This is a genomic window from Cytophagaceae bacterium ABcell3, assembly GCA_030913385.1.
GTDB lineage: Bacteria > Bacteroidota > Bacteroidia > Cytophagales > Cytophagaceae > ABcell3.
This window is the reverse complement of the sequence record CP133159.1, coordinates 1,583,486-1,603,174: the sequence shown is the minus strand read 5'-3', so window position 1 is coordinate 1,603,174 and position 19,689 is coordinate 1,583,486. Positions and strand designations below refer to the sequence as shown.

Annotated in this window: 20 protein-coding genes; 11 read left to right on the top strand and 9 right to left on the bottom strand. The window is 39.7% G+C overall.

The window, feature by feature from the left end; genetic code table 11:
• Positions 1 to 77: 77 nt before the first annotated feature.
• Positions 78 to 1,556: a glycine--tRNA ligase gene (locus RCC89_06685; protein ID WMJ72848.1), complete on the top strand. Its 1,479-nt coding sequence runs from the start codon at positions 78 to 80 to the stop codon at positions 1,554 to 1,556.
• A 439-nt stretch (positions 1,557 to 1,995) separates the two neighbouring features.
• Here RCC89_06685 and RCC89_06680 read toward each other — a convergent pair whose 3' ends face one another.
• From RCC89_06680 to RCC89_06640, 9 genes are all read right to left on the bottom strand, one after another.
• Positions 1,996 to 3,285, bottom strand: a complete 1,290-nt coding sequence (locus RCC89_06680) for a DUF4105 domain-containing protein (GenBank protein WMJ72847.1) — start codon at positions 3,283 to 3,285, stop codon at positions 1,996 to 1,998.
• Between the two features lie 17 nt (positions 3,286 to 3,302).
• Positions 3,303 to 4,499 carry a M20 family metallopeptidase gene (locus RCC89_06675; GenBank protein WMJ72846.1) on the bottom strand — a complete coding sequence of 399 codons (1,197 nt, stop codon included), beginning with the start codon at positions 4,497 to 4,499 and terminating at the stop codon, positions 3,303 to 3,305.
• A gap of 9 nt (positions 4,500 to 4,508) precedes the next feature.
• The gene (locus RCC89_06670; protein WMJ72845.1) at positions 4,509 to 5,030 is read right to left on the bottom strand and encodes an SPOR domain-containing protein; all 522 of its coding nucleotides are present in this window, start codon (positions 5,028 to 5,030) and stop codon (positions 4,509 to 4,511) included.
• 12 nt (positions 5,031 to 5,042) lie between these two features.
• Positions 5,043 to 8,405, bottom strand: a complete 3,363-nt coding sequence (secA, locus tag RCC89_06665) for a preprotein translocase subunit SecA (protein ID WMJ72844.1) — start codon at positions 8,403 to 8,405, stop codon at positions 5,043 to 5,045.
• A 109-nt stretch (positions 8,406 to 8,514) separates the two neighbouring features.
• A complete protein-coding gene (dapF, locus tag RCC89_06660; protein WMJ72843.1) occupies positions 8,515 to 9,288 on the bottom strand; it encodes a diaminopimelate epimerase in 774 nt (257 codons plus the stop codon).
• 108 nt (positions 9,289 to 9,396) lie between these two features.
• A complete protein-coding gene (gene rplS, locus RCC89_06655; protein WMJ72842.1) occupies positions 9,397 to 9,795 on the bottom strand; it encodes a 50S ribosomal protein L19 in 399 nt (132 codons plus the stop codon).
• Between the two features lie 69 nt (positions 9,796 to 9,864).
• Positions 9,865 to 10,563: a tRNA (guanosine(37)-N1)-methyltransferase TrmD gene (trmD, locus tag RCC89_06650; GenBank protein ID WMJ72841.1), complete on the bottom strand. Its 699-nt coding sequence runs from the start codon at positions 10,561 to 10,563 to the stop codon at positions 9,865 to 9,867.
• Positions 10,564 to 10,569: 6 nt separating this feature from the next.
• Positions 10,570 to 11,121, bottom strand: coding sequence for a ribosome maturation factor RimM (rimM, locus tag RCC89_06645; GenBank protein WMJ72840.1), 552 nt, complete (start codon positions 11,119 to 11,121; stop codon positions 10,570 to 10,572).
• Between the two features lie 16 nt (positions 11,122 to 11,137).
• Positions 11,138 to 11,692, bottom strand: coding sequence for a 30S ribosomal protein S16 (locus RCC89_06640; GenBank protein ID WMJ72839.1), 555 nt, complete (start codon positions 11,690 to 11,692; stop codon positions 11,138 to 11,140).
• 185 nt (positions 11,693 to 11,877) lie between these two features.
• Between RCC89_06640 and RCC89_06635 the strand changes: the two genes are divergently transcribed.
• The 10 genes from RCC89_06635 (at position 11,878) to prfB (ending at position 19,684) form a co-directional block, all read left to right on the top strand.
• The gene (locus RCC89_06635; GenBank protein ID WMJ72838.1) at positions 11,878 to 12,456 is read left to right on the top strand and encodes a non-canonical purine NTP diphosphatase; all 579 of its coding nucleotides are present in this window, start codon (positions 11,878 to 11,880) and stop codon (positions 12,454 to 12,456) included.
• Positions 12,457 to 12,473: 17 nt separating this feature from the next.
• Complete coding sequence (gene udk / locus RCC89_06630; GenBank protein WMJ72837.1) at positions 12,474 to 13,094, top strand: uridine kinase; 621 nt, start codon at positions 12,474 to 12,476, stop codon at positions 13,092 to 13,094.
• Positions 13,084 to 13,776: a TrkA family potassium uptake protein gene (locus tag RCC89_06625; protein WMJ72836.1), complete on the top strand. Its 693-nt coding sequence runs from the start codon at positions 13,084 to 13,086 to the stop codon at positions 13,774 to 13,776. Before udk ends, RCC89_06625 begins: the two co-directional genes overlap by 11 nt.
• A gap of 66 nt (positions 13,777 to 13,842) precedes the next feature.
• On the top strand, positions 13,843 to 14,094 hold the full coding sequence (locus RCC89_06620; protein ID WMJ72835.1) for an acyl-CoA-binding protein: 252 nt from the start codon (positions 13,843 to 13,845) through the stop codon (positions 14,092 to 14,094).
• Positions 14,095 to 14,202: 108 nt separating this feature from the next.
• Entirely contained in the window at positions 14,203 to 14,592 is a 390-nt protein-coding gene (locus tag RCC89_06615; protein ID WMJ72834.1) for a response regulator, read from the top strand.
• Entirely contained in the window at positions 14,582 to 15,031 is a 450-nt protein-coding gene (locus tag RCC89_06610; GenBank protein ID WMJ72833.1) for a response regulator, read from the top strand. The genes RCC89_06615 and RCC89_06610 overlap by 11 nt, the downstream gene beginning before the upstream one ends.
• A gap of 315 nt (positions 15,032 to 15,346) precedes the next feature.
• Entirely contained in the window at positions 15,347 to 16,018 is a 672-nt protein-coding gene (locus RCC89_06605) for a GNAT family N-acetyltransferase (protein ID WMJ72832.1), read from the top strand.
• Positions 16,019 to 16,324: 306 nt separating this feature from the next.
• On the top strand, positions 16,325 to 17,518 hold the full coding sequence (gene argG / locus RCC89_06600; protein ID WMJ72831.1) for an argininosuccinate synthase: 1,194 nt from the start codon (positions 16,325 to 16,327) through the stop codon (positions 17,516 to 17,518).
• Between the two features lie 54 nt (positions 17,519 to 17,572).
• Complete coding sequence (gene argC, locus RCC89_06595; GenBank protein WMJ72830.1) at positions 17,573 to 18,544, top strand: N-acetyl-gamma-glutamyl-phosphate reductase; 972 nt, start codon at positions 17,573 to 17,575, stop codon at positions 18,542 to 18,544.
• Between the two features lie 50 nt (positions 18,545 to 18,594).
• A protein-coding gene (prfB, locus tag RCC89_06590; protein WMJ72829.1) for a peptide chain release factor 2 occupies positions 18,595 to 19,684 on the top strand; the annotation gives its coding sequence in 2 pieces (ribosomal slippage) (positions 18,595 to 18,654 and positions 18,656 to 19,684; 1,089 coding nt in all).
• Positions 19,685 to 19,689 lie beyond the last annotated feature (5 nt).

Here is a 19,689-nt window from a genome sequence, read left to right as displayed (position 1 = left end):
TCAATTTTCAATTACACAAAATTCATTTTTTAATCCTGAAATACAAACATCTGTTCATTTTATATATCTTTGTAGCCATGGAAAAAAGGGAAGAAACACAAACTGACAATCTTTTTAAAAAGATAATAGCGCACACCAAGGAATATGGTTTTATATTTCCTTCAAGCGAAATTTATGAAGGCCTCCAATCTGTATACGACTACGGCCAAAATGGTGTAGAGCTGAAAAACAACATCAAGCACGCATGGTATAAAGCCATGACCCAGATGAACGAGAATGTAGTTGGGCTTGATTCTGCTATTTTCATGCATCCGACCACTTGGAAGGCTTCAGGTCATATAGATAGTTTCAACGATCCTATGATCGACAACAAAGACAGTAAGAAGCGTTACCGTGCAGATGTTCTTATAGAAGATAAAGCAGCTCAATATGAGCAAGAGGGGAAAAAAGAAAAAGCTGACCAACTGGTAAAAAAACTGGCCAGCCTATTAGACAACGAAGATTTACAGGGTGTTCAAGAGCTAATTGTAAATGAAGGTATAACTTGCCCAATTTCTGGTACTTCTAACTGGACTGAAGTAAGGCAGTTTAACCTGATGTTTTCTACCCAAGTAGGCTCTGTAGCGGATGACGCCAGCACCATCTATCTTCGTCCAGAGACTGCACAAGGAATTTTTGTAAACTTCTTAAATGTGCAAAAGAGTGGCCGGATGAAAGTTCCTTTTGGCATTGCACAAATAGGTAAAGCGTTTAGAAACGAAATTGTCGCCCGTCAGTTCACCTTTAGGATGAGAGAGTTTGAACAGATGGAAATGCAGTTTTTTGTACGCCCTGGCACCGAAATGGAATGGTACCAAAATTGGAAAGAAACCAGAATGAAGTGGCATAAAGCCATTGGCCTTCCTACAGAAAAGCTTCGCTTCCATGACCATGAAAAGCTAGCCCACTATGCCAATGCAGCAGTAGATGTAGAGTTCCAGTTCCCATTTGGTTTCAAAGAAATTGAAGGTATCCATTCTCGTACCGACTTTGACCTTGCAAGCCATGAGAAACATTCAAGAAAGAAGCTACAGTACTTTGACAATGAGATAAACAAAAACTATGTGCCTTATGTGGTAGAAACATCTATAGGTGCGGATAGGGTTTTCCTTGCTGTTCTTTGCAATGCCTACACCGAAGAAATGGTTGGGGAAGGCGAAAAGGCCAAAGAAAGGGTTTACCTAAAACTTCACCCGGCACTGGCTCCTGTCAAAGCAGCTATTTTACCACTTACTAAAAAAGACGGGCTTCCTGAAAAAGCCAGAAAAATATATGATGACCTGAAGTTTGACATGAACATCATATATGAAGAAAGAGACTCTATTGGAAAGCGGTACACAAGACAAGACCTTATAGGAACACCGTTTTGCATAGCTGTAGACCACCAGTCTTTGGAAGATGATACCGTAACCATCAGGCATCGGGATTCTACAGACCAAGAAAGAGTTTCCATAGCAGAACTCAAACAAAAGCTTCGCAGGGAAGTGTCCTTTAAAAGGATTTTTGAGAAACTGTAATAAATTAAACCTGAAATATGCATTAGAACTTTCTATTGCGTGGCAAAATATAATGCATAATTCAGGTTAAAAAAAGCTGTAGAAATACAGCTTTTTTTATGCTCTTTAGACTCCTGACTTACCATAGGGCCTGCTGAAAAAGTCACAAGTGTGCAAGATACGCATGGCCTTACATGAAGACGTATTGGAATACTTCTAATGTAAGGCCATAAAGTAGATTGTGCGCTTGTGGCTAGCCCAAAAAAAGTAGTGGGTTAAAAGCTTCTGAATTTACTGTGCACGGAAAAATAAGAAATAACCGAAAAACCCTTGCACCTATACCTCCTAGTTTTTTTACAAATATAAACAGGTCAGTATTTTGGGCGTTTTTCAGCGCGCCCTACCATAAACCTGAAACATTCAATAAAACTTGTGTCTTAAACATAGCGCCATAGCGCTACTATGCCTTGCGACCCAAAAGAGTCGATTTATTGTTGATTTCCTTATAACGAAACCTATCGCATATTTCAGGATAAAAGAAAACCCAAGCCAACACTCTGACAGAAAGTATTAGGACAATAGGATAAACAGCCTGGTGAAATTCCTGAGGCACTAATGTTCCAGATCCTAAAAGAACAATGGTATAGCTTAAAAAACAAAAAAGAGCATATGCTTTAAAAGCGTTGTGACGCTGTAAAAGAAAAGGGAAGATAAGGTTCAAAGGTGACGCCCACAAAATATTAAAGTTCCAGGCAGTAGATTGGTGATCTGTCCCAAACCAAAGAAACAAAAACAAAACGCCCAATAAACCAGAGATACTAAATAGCGCATAATCAAAAAGCAATAAGAAGTTACGCCTCTTAAATATGCCCAACGCAGACACTACAAGCACCAACGCAAAAAGCCCCCAGAAAAATAAAACGGGTGAAGGGAATGCATTAGCAGAGGTTTCTCTAGGAATCGGTACAAATAAATCTGATGATGAACGAATAAGCGGAGCTAAAGAATCGCTGATCAGAACCTTAGAATCGGCAATTAAATGATAAAGGTTGTATGGTAAAAAGGCACCTTCTACAGCGCTCGTTTTTTTATCAGTAGGCGTGCCCAAGGCAATAGACATACCAAAATACACCCACGGAAAGTCAGGCAAGGCTATATGTTGCCTAAAAGTTTTCCCTCCACCTTCTTCCACTGGCCAAATAAGCCGCTCCCCTAACACATCGTTAAGGAGCTTTATCTCTCGGGTGGCGCAATTATCATAAAAGAAATCATACAAATAATACCTATTCTCTAAAAGATGGTTATTGAGAAGATACTGGTAAACTTGATTACGCTCCTCTACTGAAAGATTTAGAACTTGCTCTTTAAGGCTACGGTTGTCATACGCATAGGACGCATAAAAATTATCATAAGAGCCAACTGAAAGGTAGTACTGGAGCTTTCCCTTAATAAACTTTGAGTAGAAATCAGGATCGGAAAAGCTGAAAGTGCCATAATTATAAACCAAGTCCAGATTACGCTCAGGATCACTAACCCTTATGGCAGAATGCCCATAAGCCTCATATAACTCCTCCCCTGGCCCACAAGTGATAATGCTCACCTTGCTATGCACAGACAAAGTATCAGAAAAACAGACATTGCACACACCTACACAGCATAGGGTTAATAAAATGAGCCTGGCCGATACACAAAAAAATTCCTTCAACCAATGACTGGAAGAAGGAATTTTAAAAGGTTGTAGAACATTCATATCAATAAAACGTCAGGTCAGGAATTCTGTAATTCCTTGATGGCCAACCAAGCCATAAGGCCAGCACCTGTTTGCAAGGCGTTTTCATCTATATCAAAAGTAGGCGTATGAACACCAGAAACGATACCTCTTTCTTCATTCCTGATTCCCAAGCGGTAGAAACAAGCATCTATGTGCTGGGAATAGAATGAGAAATCTTCCGCCGCCATCCATATATCAAGGTCTACCACATTCTCCGCGCCCATATATTCTATTGCAGCGTTCTTCACCCTATCGGTAAGCTCAGGGGCATTTTTAAGAAAAGGATATCCCTTTTTAATATCAAATTCACAAGATCCTCCCATTCCTTCAGCGATAGCCTCAGCCATTTTTTTCATTTTTTCATGTGCATCAGCCCTCCACGCTTCATTCATAGTCCGGAAAGTACCATCTATTTTCACCTCCTCAGGAATAACATTGGTAGCGCCATTGGCTATTATTTTACCAAAAGAAAGTACAGAAGGCACTCGTGGGTCACAGTTTCGGCTGATAATCTGCTGAAGGGCAACGATGATATGAGAAGCAATAAGTATAGGGTCAATATTTTTTTCAGGCATGGCAGCATGGCCGCCCTTTCCCTTCACAGTCACATATATTTCATCGGCACTGGCCATATACATTCCTGAGCGGAAACCTACTTTACCGGCAGGTAGAGAAGCCAGTACATGTTGCCCCAGAATACTAGAAGGCTCAGGGTTCTTTAAAACCCCTTCTTTAATCATTAAAGAAGCACCGCCGGGAAGTTTCTCTTCCCCAGGCTGGAAAATTAATTTTATAGTTCCCTCAAACTGGTCTTTTACGTCATTAAGAATCCGTGCCGCACCTAGTAAAGAAGAACTGTGTACATCGTGTCCACACGCATGCATAACACCTTCCACCTTACTTTTGTAAGACACATCGTTCGCCTCTACGATAGGCAAGGCGTCGATATCAGCACGTAAAGCAATGATCTTTTTCTCAGGGTTTTTACCTTTGATCAATGCTACAAGACCAGTTTCTGCTACTCCTGCCTCATGCTCTATACCAGCCTTCGCAAGCTGGTCTGATATGTAGTTACAGGTATTAAATTCTTTGAAAGATAACTCAGGATTGGCATGCAAATGCCTTCTATCCTTTTTTACAGTATCAAAATATTCTATTGCGAGCTTTTTTACTTGCTCCTTAAGATCACTCATTTTAAAAATTTATTCAATATTAATCTGATCAGGCACAACCAAAGCATTTGGGAATTCATCTTTCAACTGAACTAGCAAATAATTTGCCTCCAGCCTGTCTAAGCAATCCCCTACCCTAACTTTAAAGCTTGGCTGCCTGTAAGTAGTATATACATTTTCTTCTGGCAAAAAGTCATAAACGGTTTTCTTGACTTTTTTAGCTTCTTCACTGCTATTTCCTGAATAGATCAAAACTCTGTAACCTTTAACTGTTTTTACAGATTTATTCTTTTCTGAAATAGCATCCAGTTTATCATGAAGTACCTCGGTAACATCGCTCGCAATGTCTACAGTTTCTTCTTCTACATTTCTTACCTGCACATCATCCATTTCCTCCTCTTCCAGGATTTCATACTTAATCCGATATATAGAAAGATCCTCTTTATGAGGCTTTGAAGGAGATGCCTGAGGGGGATTACCCGTTGCACATGCACCCAAAGTAAAAACAGTACAAAGAAGACCGCTATAGAAAATTTTATGTACCGAAATCATAATGAATCTCTTTTAGTCATTAATTATAACGCAGCGGTTGTTGCGAATATCATCTTCCACTGTCTTAAATTTAACATCTTTTTTAATACTACCGTCTTGATACTGCACAGAAACCTTATCATTACGCCCAGCTATCTTATTAGAACGGATAGGCGCTACCTTTTCTGGTGCTTGAGTTTTGTTGGCCGCCACATTGCCACCATAGCTCAAAGGAGACTGAATATCTTCTTTATTCTCCTTCAAAGGAGCAGTTCTTGTACGAGGTTGACGCATTTCTCTAACGTCTTCCGCATCTTTGACTGGTATATCTGCCCTGGTCAGGAATGACACAATGCCTTCGTTTACTTTGCCAAGGAAAGATTTAAACAACTCAAAACCTTCAAACTTATAGATCAACAAAGGATCCTTTTGTTCATATACGGCATTTTGAACAGACTGTTTTAAATCATCCATATCCCTCAAGTGCTCTTTCCACTCAGAGTCTATGATAGACAGCGCAATATTTTTTTCCATATTATTTACCAGCTCTCTTGAATCTGGCGCTAATAGCTTCTGAATATCGCTAGAAATTTGAATAATCTTCTTACCGTCTGTAAACGGTACTACAATTCTTTCGACACCTACCCGGTTAGCTGCTATATCTTGGAATACCGGCAATGTCTTTTGAACAAGTTCTTGATTCTTTTTCTCATAGTGGACATAAACTTCGTCATAAAGTTTCAATCCTATATCTTCAGCTTTAAGCGCAAGGAATTCCTCTTTGGTAATTTTAGTATCCATACCAAAGGTACTTATGATGCTCAACCTGAAGTTGTCATAATTATCGACCGACTTATTGTTCAAGGCAATTTCTTCAGCAATATCGAACATCATGTTCATAATGTCTAGCTGCAAACGTTGCCCTTCAAGTGCATTCTTTCTACGCTTATAGATAACCTCCCTTTGGGAATTCATCACATCGTCATATTCCAGAAGCCTCTTACGCATAGCAAAGTTATTCTCCTCCACTTTTTTCTGCGCCCGCTCTATAGACTTAGAAATCATAGAGTGCTGGATAACCTCCCCTTCTTGTAGCCCCATACGGTCCATAAGACTAGCAATTCTATCAGATCCAAACAACCTCATCAGGTTGTCTTCAAGCGATACGAAGAACTGAGAAGAACCCGGGTCACCCTGACGACCGGCACGACCTCTAAGCTGCCTGTCCACACGCCTTGATTCATGTCTTTCCGTACCAATAATAGCCAAACCTCCCGCTTCCTTAGACTCAGCAGTCAACTTGATATCGGTACCCCTACCTGCCATATTCGTTGCAATAGTAACCGTAGACGTCTTACCAGCTTCAGCTACAATTTCGGCTTCTTTCTGGTGATATTTTGCATTAAGCACTTGGTGTTTAATGTTCCTCAACTTGAGCATCCGGCTCACAATTTCAGATATCTCCACCGAGGTTGTACCCACCAGCACAGGCCTTCCTGCTTGCGTGAGTTCCATAATCTCCTCTACTACCGCATTAAACTTCTCCCTCATGGTTTTATACACCTTATCTTGAAGGTCTAGTCTTGAGATAGGTCTATTCGTAGGAATAACAACCACATCAAGTTTGTAAATTTCCCAAAACTCGCCCGCCTCAGTTTCTGCTGTACCAGTCATACCAGCCAGCTTATGGTACATCCTAAAATAGTTCTGCAAAGTAATGGTAGCATACGTTTGGGTAGCTTCTTCCACCTTCACGTTTTCCTTGGCTTCCAATGCCTGATGCAGACCATCAGAATACCTTCTTCCTTCCATAACCCTTCCCGTCTGCTCATCAACGATCTTTACTTTGGCGTCTACTATAATATAATCAACATCTTTCTCAAAAAGAGTATATGCCTTCAAGAGCTGGTTTACCGAATGTATACGCTGAGCCTTTTCAGTATATTCTTTTAGTAAACTTTCTTTTTTATGGATCCGTTCTTCATCAGGAAGCGATGTATCCTCCTCTATCGCCGTAATTTCAGTGGCAATATCAGGTAGGATAAACAAGTTAGGATCTTCTCCTTCTCCTGTAATAAAGTCCAAACCTTTATCGGTAAGTTCAATATTGTTATTTTTTTCATCTATGGTAAAATACAAAGGCGCATCAGCCTCAGGCATCATCTTTGCATTTTCCTGTAAATAGACATTTTCTGTTTTTTGGAGCGTGGTTCTGTTACCAGTTTCACTCAGAAACTTAATAAGCGGTTTATTTTTAGGAAGACCTCTGTGCGCTCTCAATAAAGCAAGCCCACCATCTTTGTCATCACCCTCAGCCAGTTTCTTTTTGGCTTCAAGAAGGAAGTTTCCTACAACTTTCTTTTGAGCATCTACCAGTCTCGCCACCCTAGGTTTTAGGTCATAGAACTCATGCTCGTCACCTTTGGGAACCGGCCCTGAAATAATCAATGGCGTACGTGCATCGTCAATCAATACAGAGTCAACCTCATCGACCATGGCAAAGTGATGCTTGCGCTGCACGAGTTCATCAGAGCTTTTGGCCAAATTGTCCCTGAGGTAATCAAAGCCGAATTCGTTATTAGTACCATATATGATATCGCCCCTGTATGCAGCCTTTCTTTCGTCAGAATGTGGCTCATATTTATCAATACAGTCTACCCTTAGTCCATGAAATTCAAATAAAGGCGCCATCCACTCAGAGTCCCTTTTGGCGAGGTAATCATTGACAGTAACAATATGTACACCTCTTTCAGAGAGGGCATTAAGGTAAGCAGGCAAGGTAGCAACGAGGGTTTTACCTTCACCTGTAGCCATTTCTGCAATTTTACCCTGGTGTAGTACCACACCACCGATAAGCTGAACATCGTAATGCAGCATATCCCAGGTAATCTCCTGCCCGGCAGCGAACCAAGTATTTTTCCAGATAGCACGTTCCCCTTCTATAATCACATTGTCTTTCTTGGCAGCAAGCTCCTTGTCGTAATAGTTGGCCTCTACGATCAACTCTCCCTTTTCTTTCAATCGTCTAGCCGTTTCTTTGACCACAGCAAAAGCCATAGGCAAAACCTTAATCAAGCTATCTTCAAGATCTTTGTTCCTATCCTCCTCAAGCTTATCGATCTGTTGAAAAACAGCTTCTTTTTCAGTAACGTGCATTTTAGGGTTTTCCTCTACCCTTTTGTTCAAAGCAACAATATCGTCATCAATATGCTTAAGGTCGGCCTTGATTATATCTTTGATCTGCTGGGTCCTTAATCGTAAATCATCGTCACTGATAGGCCTCAGCTTCTCATATTCGTCATTAATTAATTGCACATAAGGAGTAAGCTCCTTTAGATCTCTTTCATTTTTTGTTCCAAAAAGAAGTGTTATACCTTTAGTAAGAAAGTCAAGCATCGCTCTGTACCGATTTCTGGTTAATAATTTTTTTCAAATAGTCGCTAAGGACAAAAAGTTTCTATACTAAAAACTTTAAGGGATATATTAGGTTTATAATAAACGTGTTTTATATTTCAATTTCACCTTTATAAACCTGTACGGCAGGACCGTTCAAATATACATTGTAATACAAACTATCATTTTTCTTAAAAGACACTGAAAGGTCACCTCCTAATGTTTTAATTTTAACAGGTTCATCAACACCTTCAGGAAAAGCAGCTATTGCCGAAGCAGTAACGCCCGTTCCACAACTCCATGTTTCATCTTCCACCCCCCGTTCATACGTTCTAACGACAAGTGAACTAGACCCTTCCTTCCGGACAAAGTTTACATTGGTCCCCTCTTTCTTAAACCTATCATTATATCGAATTTTCCGTCCTTCCTCTACTACAGGGAAATCTTTTATGGAATCAACAAATTGTATATAATGGGGAGAGCCCGTATCTAGGAAACGATCATTTCCAATAAGCTCTAAACCCTTCACGTCTACCATCTTGAGGTGAACAATGCCATTTTTCACACAGGCCTCATGCTCACCGTCTATGGCAATAAAAGAAGTAGTATCTCCAATTACGCGCAAATCGTAGGCAAATTTAACAATACACCTGCCTCCGTTACCACACATAGAACTCTGCCTGCCATCGGAGTTAAAGTAGACCATTTGGAAATCATAATTGGTATGGTCTTCTAAAAGTATAAGTCCGTCCCCGCCGATACCGAAACGCCTGTCGCACAATTTTGCAATTAATTGATGATCTTCAGGATCCAAAAGCTCCTTCCGGTTATCGATCATCACAAAATCATTACCTGTTCCCTGATATTTGTAAAAGTGTAAAATCATAATGTTCTAAAACAGGCTATAAAAATAACAAAATGAAACCGATTGTTTGTTTAAAAGGTAAAAAAAAAGCTCCAAAAAGGAGCTTTTTTTATAAAGTCGGTAGATATTTTAAGCTTTAGCTTTAGCCTTTTCTTTAGCTTTTGCACTATAAGCTTTTTTGTCTTCTTTGATTCTTGCGCTTTTACCAGTCTTACTTCTAAGATAAAATAGACGGGCACGCCTTACAACACCTTTTCTTACAAGTTCGATTTTCTCGATGCTTGGAGAAAGAATAGGGAAAATTCTCTCAACAGCGACACTAGCAGAAACCTTTCTTACGGTGAAAGTTTCACCGGTAGTACCTTGATTTCTTCTTTGTATAACAACGCCTTGATACTGCTGTACCCTTTCTTTATTACCTTCAGTAATTCTCACATGCACGTTTACTGTATCACCTGCTTTGAATTTAGGCACATTAGTAAGCTTCTCGGCATATTCAGCTTCTACGATTTTGAGTAATTCGCTCATTTTTATGGATATCTTTAAATCTCGAAAAAAACGGATTGCAAATATAAGTAAATAATACTGACAATAACACTAACTGCCAGATATTTTTTTATTTTTTTCTATTAAGTCCGGCCTTCTCAGCCTAGTCCTTTCAAGCGCCTGTTCGTGACGCCAGTCATTAATATGTTTTTCATTGCCCGAAAGCAATATTTCCGGCACTTTCATTCCTTTAAACTCAGCCGGACGGGTATATACAGGCGGTGCGAGCATATCGTCCTGAAAAGAATCAGACAAGGCCGATGTTTCATCAGACAGCACTCCAGGAATAAGCCTCAGCAAGGCATCTGTAAAAACTGCGGCAGGCAACTCTCCCCCTGACAGCACATAGTCGCCAATGCTGATTTCGTGGGTAATCAAACTTGTCCTCACCCTTTCGTCAACACCTTTATAATGACCACAGAGGATAATAATATTCTTGAGCAACGAAAAACGGTTTGCCATTCCCTGCTCAAGGCGCTGTCCGTCTGGCGACATATAAACAATCGCATCATAATCCCTTTCCGCTTTAAGCGCGGAGATACATTTATCTACAGGCTCTATCATCAAGACCATTCCAGCCCCTCCCCCATAAGCATAATCGTCGACCTGACGATGTTTAAAATCAGAATAATCCCTCAAGTCATGGACATGAAGCGATGCGAGTCCTTTGTCCTGCGCCCTTTTCAATATGGAATGTCCGAAAAAACTATCCAACAATTTGGGCAGGCATGTTATAATATCTATACGCATAAGCAATCAATCCTCTTCTTCAGTAGCATCATCATTGAGGTATAAGTCCAACAAACCTGCGGGAAGTTCAGTAAGCAAGATTTTTTTTCTATAATCAGCCTCCAGCAAAATGTTGCCATTTACAGGTATCAGCACCTCTTTTCCCTGATATGTCATGCCAATCAGGTCTTGCCCCGGCATTTCATAAACCTCATCTACCACACCCAATACCCCATGCACTTTATCATGCACGGCACATCCGACCAGTTGATTCAGCAGTACTTCTCCTTCATCCGGCTCAGGCAGCAATTCATTAGGCAGGAATATGCTTTTTCCGATTAACTCAGTGGCTTGTTCAGAATTATCAACGTCTTCAAACTTCAGAATAATGCGCTGCTGCTGTTTCAGTCGATAATCTTCAATAAAAAAAGGAATCAGCTGCTTGTTTATTTCAACAAACAGTGATTCCAAGTCAATAAATTCTTCAGGATATTTTACATCTACCTGCGCAATAACGTCGCCTTTCAGCCCATGAACTTTGGAGATAAACCCGAATTTAAAACAGGAATCCTTGTCCATAGCTCAAAAACAGATGTTATTCTGCAGTGTCTCCTTCTTTATTGTCAACAGCGTCAGCGGCTTCGCCAGCTTCTTCGGTTTTAGCATCAGCATCTTCCAAAGCAGCAGCAACTTCTGCTTGCTTAGCTTTCTGAGCTTCAATTCTAGCTTGGTTAACCTTTTCTTCAGCTTCTTGTCTAGCCTTAGCTTCTGCTGCTTTCTTATCAGTAATAGCAGTAACTTTAGCAGTTGCAGATTTTTCTTTAGCAGCTTTCCACTCTTCAAACTTCTTGTCAGCTTGCTCTTGAGTAATAGCGCCTTTGTTTACACCAACCTGAAGGTGCTTCTTAAGCATAACACCGCCATCAGACAGTAAGCTTCTAGCAGTATCAGTAGGCTGGGCACCGTTCATAACCCACTTAAGTGCTCTTTCAGCGTCAAGATCCACATCTGCTGGATTGGTATTTGGGTTATAAGTTCCCAGTTTTTCAATAAACCTACCATCACGAGGTGCTCTTGCATCTGCAACTACAATGTCATACATTGCTCTTTGTTTGCGTCCACGACGCGCTAGTCTGATTTTAACAGCCATAATTAATTAACTTTAAGTTAGCGACGGAACCCGTCCGTCTTCGGTTTTCTCAAAAGAACTGCAAAAGTACTGAAAATACTTAACAATGCAATACTAAACTTTCATATTACCAAGTAAAACACCATATTTAAATATGAGGTTTCAAGAATTTACTTAATATTGCGATATAAAATCATTCAGTCTTTATGAAACTGTGTTTTGCAACCAACAACCCAGGCAAGCTCAAAGAGATCCAAAATATCCTTGGAGACCGCTTTACGATATTAAGCCTCAAAGATATCGGATGCCATGAGGAATTGCCTGAAGAACATGAAACACTAGAAGAGAACTCTCTTCAAAAAGCAGATTATGTATATAACAAATATAATGTATCATGCTTTGCTGATGACACTGGCCTAGAAACTGAGTGTTTAAATGGCGCACCTGGTGTTTATTCGGCGCGATATGCGGGGCCAGAATGCCGTCCAGAAGACAATATAGACCTGCTCCTAAAAAACATGGAAGCCTGCTCTAACAGAAACGCCCGTTTCAGGACATCTATTACCCTAATATTAAATGGACAGGTAAAGCAATTTGAAGGTATCGTAGAAGGAAGGATTTTAGAAGGAAGAAAAGGAGACAAAGGTTTTGGGTATGACCCGATATTCAGCCCTTTGAACGACGAACGGTCTTTTGCAGAACTTACGATGGAAGAGAAAAACAAAATCAGCCACCGGGGCATAGCTGTTAGAAAGCTAACTGAATATTTACAGAGTATACAGTAATATAAAACTTACAGCCAATGAAACCCTATCTGGTCGGAATAACAGGTGGAAGCGCCTCAGGAAAAACCTTGCTACTTCAAAAGCTTCTAAGTGCTTTTGAGGAAAATGAGATATGCTTGGTTTCCCAGGACAATTACTATAAAGACCAGTCTCTACAACCCCTAGATGATAATGGCATACCAAACTATGATCAACCAGAGTCTATTGACCAAGAAAAATTTAAGGAAGACTTAAAAAAAATAAAATCTGGAGCATCTATTGAAATTAAAGAATACACTTTTAACAACCCAAACAGAGAAGCATGTACTGTTACCTGCAAACCTGCCCCCATTATCATTGCAGAAGGCATATTTATTTTTTATTATGAAGCTTTGGCCAAACAGTTTGACCTAAAAATATTTCTCGATGCCCAAGAACATATCAAATTAAAGAGAAGAATCGCCAGAGATCAAAAAGAAAGGGGATATAACGTGGAAGATGTCCTATACCGTTATGAACATCATGTGTCTCCTACTTATAAAAAATACATTGAACCGTTCAAAGAAGAGGCTGATTTAATCATTCCCAATAACAAACATTTGGACAAAGCCTTAGAAGTATTAATTGCTTTTCTAAAACATAAAATACATGGTAAATAAATTTGCTGTAATCGGTCTTGGAAAATTTGGCACTTCCATTGCGCGAAGCCTTGCCACACGTGGTGCAGAAGTGCTTGCCTTGGATTTAGACCCTGTAAAAGTAGACCAGGTAAAGGATGAAGTAGCTTACGCAGTAGTAATGAACTCTACCGATACCAAAACACTCATTGCCCATAACATTCAAAGTATGGACGCGGTAGTGGTGGCCATAGGCGACAATTTCGAATCGCTCATGCTCACTACCGTAATCTTGCTGGAATTAAAAATAAAAAGGATCATAGCAAGGGCAGGAAGTGCCCAGCAAAAAATGATCTTGGAAAAAATGGGCGTTACTGAAATTCTGTCACCGGAAGATGAAGTCGGGAAAACAGTGGCAGAAATCCTGCTCCACCCCACTATGAAAACCTTTTTGCCCCTCCCTGACGATTATGAAATTGTAGAAATCCAAACACCTGTTAAAATTTCGAACCGTGCAGTAAAAGACATAGGGCTACGCGAACGCTACAACCTGAACCTGATAACGATTAAAAGAAATTTTGAGGAAGTGCGCGAAGGCGAAACAGTCAACGTAGAGCATGTAATAGGTGTACCTAAAGGAGATACCATATTATATGAGAATGACATCATCATAATTTTAGGAAAAGCAAAAGACGTAGACAAATTTGTCGAAGTAAACAGCTAAACAGGTGTGGAAACCAAACTTTTTCAAGGGTAAATTATTAATCAATATAAAACAATCAATAAGACCATGGAGCTAAAACAAGAGTTTGAAAACGCGGTAGCAAAATCTCAGTCATTGCCTAACCAGCCCAACGATAACCTACTGAGGATTTACAGCTTGTACAAGCAAGCTACAGAAGGTGATGTAAATATAGACAAACCTAGCAACCCATTTGATATCAAAGGCAATGCAAAATACGCAGCTTGGGAAAGCTTAAAGGGCATGTCTAAAGAAGAAGCGATGAAAGAATATATCGACTTCGTCAACAAGCTATCTTAATCTTACCAAGACATTTTATAATTTTTTTTATAAATTTACACCAGGTTCGGATATTTTTAGGTATCAGCTCCTGCTAAAAAGACTACTTAAACTAACCATGAGGGATAGATGTATAAATTTAAGACCGTTCTTTTAGTAGACGATGATTATGTGAGCAACTTTATTGCCGACCATCTGCTCCAGAAATTCAAGGTATGCGAGAATGTTGTGTTTTGCCGTAATGGAGACGAGGCATTGAGGTATCTCCGCGAGGCAGAGCATTTCCCAGAATTGATCTTCTTAGACATCAATATGCCGGTAATGGATGGGTTCGAGTTCATTGACTCTTTCCAACATTACAATATGGACAAAAATAAAACCCGCATAATCATTTACACTTCTTCATTCAGTGAAAAAGATATTAACATTTTGAAAAACATAGGTTTTAACGATTATATAATAAAACCGCTGAACGAAGAAAAACTAATGAACATTCTCAAACTTTTTGATGAAAAGTAAGTTCTTAAAAAAGAATCATCTTTTATTGGAACTTATGTACAACACATACTTTAATACAATTCTTCTTGTTGATGATGACTATGTAAACAACTTCGTAACCGAAAGGCTTTTGAGAAAGTCTGGGCTAGCACGAGAAATAAAAGCCGTCAGAAACGGAGAAGATGCTCTTACATATCTAGCAGAATCAAAGAACAAGTTGCCCGAGTTGATTCTTTTAGACATCAACATGCCGGAGATGGACGGGATCAATTTCTTAAAATACTTCAAGAAGATGATTCTTGACAAGAACATCAGGATTATTTTGTTAACAGGTACAGTTACCCCGGAATACATTAATATTTTGAACAACTTAGGTTTTCCTGACATTATCGAAAAGCCATTTACCGACCAAAAACTTCAAAATATCTTAAAAAAAGACCTTGAAGCAAAAAGAGCATAACAAACTGTATTACAGGAAAATACTAAAACAACATTGCAAATGTGCCCTAACTGGGGCACATTTTTTTTTGAAAAAAAGAAATTAAAAGTTAACTTTGAGTGTTCATAAACTTGCCATGCAGAACAATTCTACATATATGAATATGATTTTCGCTCCCGCAAAAGCAGGAGCTGGCAGGAACCTTCCTGGGCGCTGCCCAAGGCCCTAGGCCGCTTAATTAACTATGCTGCCTACGTGGCGGCAACATCACCTCGATTTTAAATCCGAACAAATTTCTCAAAAATTCTATTTATCTATTTATTAGATTCTGAAAAAATGTCCGATTTCAAAATAATTGTAGCAAGTAAAGAACACTTACACCTTGCAAAAGATATATGTAATGAAATGGAAATTAGTGCCAAAGCACGTGGCACTGGAATAGCCAAACGGGACCCGAGCTATATTAGAAAGAAAATGGAAGAAGGCAAAGCCGTCATTGCAACTACACTTGATGGTCAATTTGCAGGCTTCTGCTACATAGAAACTTGGGGACATGAAAAATATGTCGCCAACTCTGGGCTTATCGTTTCTGGCAATTTCCGTAAATACGGCTTGGCTACTCAAATCAAGTACAAAGCTTTTGAACTGTCACGAGCTAAATATCCAGATGCAAAACTTTTTGGCCTTACAACAAGTCTGGCAGTAATGAAAATCAACTCAGACTTAGGATATAGACCTGTAACTTTCTCAGAACTTACTGACGATGAATCGTTCTGGAAAGGATGTTCCAGTTGCGTAAACTATGATATTCTTAACCGAATGAACCATAAAATGTGCTTATGTACAGGCATGGTTTACGACCCCAAAGAAAAAAACAAGAGCAAATGGGATTTCATGAAGAGGTCTGCACTGTATGAAAGGTGGCAAAAGTTTAAAAAACATAAACTTTTAAAGTCCTTAAAAGTTCCGGCAAAAGCTTTGTCTTTAGCTTCTTTTAAAATCTTTTGATCTTATCGTGGTCAAGTAAAGGAACTTTACCTTACAGCAATAGAACGGCAGCATCTCTATTGTTTTAACAAACTGTAACCTGAAATATGCAATAGAACTTTCTATTATGTAGCAAAACAACTTCAATTCAGTCGCTTCGATCACATTTGTGTCTTAAACATAGCGCTGTTTATTGCTATTTTGCTCCTCATGATGAAATCTATCGCATAATTCAGGTTTAAGGGCTTTCGACAATTGCTGAAAGTCCTTTTTTTATTATCATTCAAAAAATTTTATTCCTAATTTTGCTAGCTAAAATCCTTAACAATGAACAATAAAGTAATACTTGCGTTTAGTGGCGGCTTAGACACTTCTTACTGTGTAAAATATTTATCCGAAGAAAAAGGGCTTGAGGTTTACTCTGCCATTGTTGATACCGGCGGATTTTCACCTGAAGAACTCAAAGAAATTGAAGAAAAAGCGTATAAGCTAGGTGTAAAAAAACATGTCACGCTAGATGTAGTAGACCAGTATTATCAAGAATGCCTGCGTTACCTTATTTTTGGGAACATCCTTAAAAATCAAACCTACCCACTTTCTGTAAGTGCTGAAAGGGTATTTCAGGCTATGGCTATCGCAAAGTATGCTAAAGAGGTTGATGCCAGTCATATCGCACACGGAAGTACAGGTGCCGGAAATGACCAGGTACGCTTTGACATGATATTTAACATTCTACATCCAGAAGCAAATATCATTACGCCTATCAGAGACATGAAGCTTTCCAGAGAAGCCGAAATCGAATACCTAAAATCAAAAGGTGTAGAACAAGATTGGGCAAAAGCTCAATACTCTATAAACAAAGGGATTTGGGGCACAAGTGTAGGTGGAAAAGAAACACTTACCTCTGACCAATATCTACCTGAATCGGCATTCCCTACCCAAGTAACAAAAACAGAAAGCGAAGAAATAGAACTGTTTTTTGACAAAGGAGAACTGAAAGGCATCAACGGTAAAAAATATGACAATCCTGTTCACGCCATTCAAGACTTAAATGATATTGCAGCTCCGTATGGGGTTGGCAGGGACATCCATGTAGGTGACACGATTATAGGGATAAAAGGAAGAGTAGGTTTTGAAGCAGCAGCTCCTGTGGTAATTATCAAAGCACACCATACACTTGAAAAACATACACTTACCAAATGGCAATTGTACTGGAAAGAGCAACTAGCAAGCTGGTATGGCAATGCTGTACACGAAGGACAGTTTCTCGACCCTATCATGCGCAATATGGAGAAATTCATGGAAGACACACAAGCCTGTGTGACAGGAACGGTAAAAGTCTTTTTAGCTCCTTATAGATTCCACATTATAGGCATCCAGTCTGACAATGACTTAATGTCATCTCAGTTCGGAAGCTATGGAGAAATGAACAATGCCTGGTCTGGAGAAGACGTGAAAGGCTTTTCAAAAATATTTGGCAACCAGACCATGATCTGGAACAAAGTAAATTCTAAATCATAAACTTGCCACTTTGCCAACCCTTGTGTGGCATTGTGAGGCACAAAGAACAAAAAAATGGAGAAAATTAAAGTAGGAATAGCCGGAGGCGCAGGTTATACCGGTGGGGAAATGCTAAGAATATTGGTTTTCCATCCTAATGTTGAAATTGCATTTGTACACAGTAACAGTAATGCAGGAAACCCTGTGAGCCATGTACACGCTGACCTTTTAGGTGTAACAGACCTAAAGTTTTCAGACACCTTGTCTAATGATATTGACGTATTGTTTTTATGCGTAGGTCACGGCGACGCAGCCAAGTTCCTAGAGGCAAACAAAGTTGCAGACCACGTTAAAATCGTTGACCTAAGCCACGACTTTAGGATTAAAAGAGAAGGCAATGATTTCGTATATGGCCTTCCTGAACTACAAAAAGAAAAAATAAAAGAAGCTCAAAAGATTGCTAACCCAGGCTGCTTTGCTACCTGTATTCAGTTAGGTCTTTTGCCATTGGCTTCTGCCGGTGAGTTGAACAATGAAATTCACATTTCGGCCATTACAGGATCTACAGGTGCTGGACAAAGCTTGAGCCCTACTTCTCATTTTAGCTGGAGAAACAATAACATATCTGTTTACAAAGCTTTTACCCATCAGCATTTGAAAGAAATTGGTCAAAGCTTAAAGTCTCTGCAACCAGGCATGGAACAGGACATCAACTTCATCCCATACCGTGGAGATTTTACAAGAGGGATCTTTGCTTCTATTTACTTAAAATCTGATTTAAGTGAAGCAGACGCTGTTGCTCTTTACAAAGACTACTACAGCTCGCATCCGTTTACCAATGTATCTGATGTGAACCCTAACATGAAACAGGTAGTTAATACTAATAATGCTATCGTCCATGTAGAGAAGCATGACGGCAAAGTGTTCGTTGTGAGCATGATCGACAACCTTTTGAAAGGTGCTTCAGGACAAGCTGTCCAAAACATGAACTTAATGTGCGGACTGGAGGAAACAACAGGGCTGAGACTTAAAGCGCCGTTGTTCTAATAGAGCATAAAAAATTTTATTATAAACAAATTGTTAAACCCACTACTGTAATGACTACAGAAGATTTTAAAGATTTAAAAGCAAGAGTAAATGCTTTGAGGAGGTATCTTTGACTACGATCGTAAGATTGCCAATGTAAAAGAAGAGGAAGAAAAGTCTGCCTCCCCCGGCTTTTGGGACGACCCTAAAGAAGCCGAAAAAATAATGAAAGGGATCAAGATCCTGAAGTTCTGGACAGATGCATTTGACAAAGTCCAGACGCTATATGAAGATTTTGAAACCTTATATGAATTCCATGAGGCTGGCGAAGTGTCTGCGGAAGACATAGACCAAGAGTACAAAAAGGTGCTAAAAGCGGTGGAAGAGCTAGAATACAAAAAAATGCTCTCCAACGAGGAAGACCAACTCAGTGCTATTATCGAGATAAACCCAGGTGCAGGTGGCACAGAAAGTAATGACTGGGCCGGCATGCTTATGAGGATGTATATCATGTGGGCAGAAAGCCATGGGTTTTCCGTTCGGGAAATCAACTATCAAGCCGGTGAGGTAGCTGGCGTGAAATCGGTTACCCTTGAAATTGATGGCCCTTTTGCTTTTGGGTACTTAAAGTCTGAAATTGGAGTTCACCGCTTGGTAAGAATTTCGCCATTTGACTCAGGTGGCAGAAGGCATACCTCGTTTGCTTCGGTTTTTGCCTATCCGGTGGTAGATGACACTATCAATATAGATGTTAACCCTGCCGACATAGAATGGGATACTTTCCGCTCAGGCGGTGCCGGTGGACAGAATGTAAACAAAGTAGAAACCGCTGTAAGACTACACCATAAACCTTCGGGTTTAATTATCGAATGTCAGCAGGAACGTTCGCAGCTTCAGAACAAGGAAAAGGCTATTAAGATGCTGAAAAGTCGTCTTTACCAGCTCGAAATTGAAAAGCGGAATGAAGCAAGGGCTGCGGTAGAAAGCACCAAAAAACGTGTGGACTTTGGTTCTCAAATAAGGAATTATGTCCTTCACCCATATAAGCTCATTAAAGATATCCGCACAGGCGTAGAAAGAACTGATGTGCAGAATGTCCTTGATGGGGATCTGGATGAATATATTAAAGCTTATTTAATGGAAACTGAAGTTTCTGAATGATACTA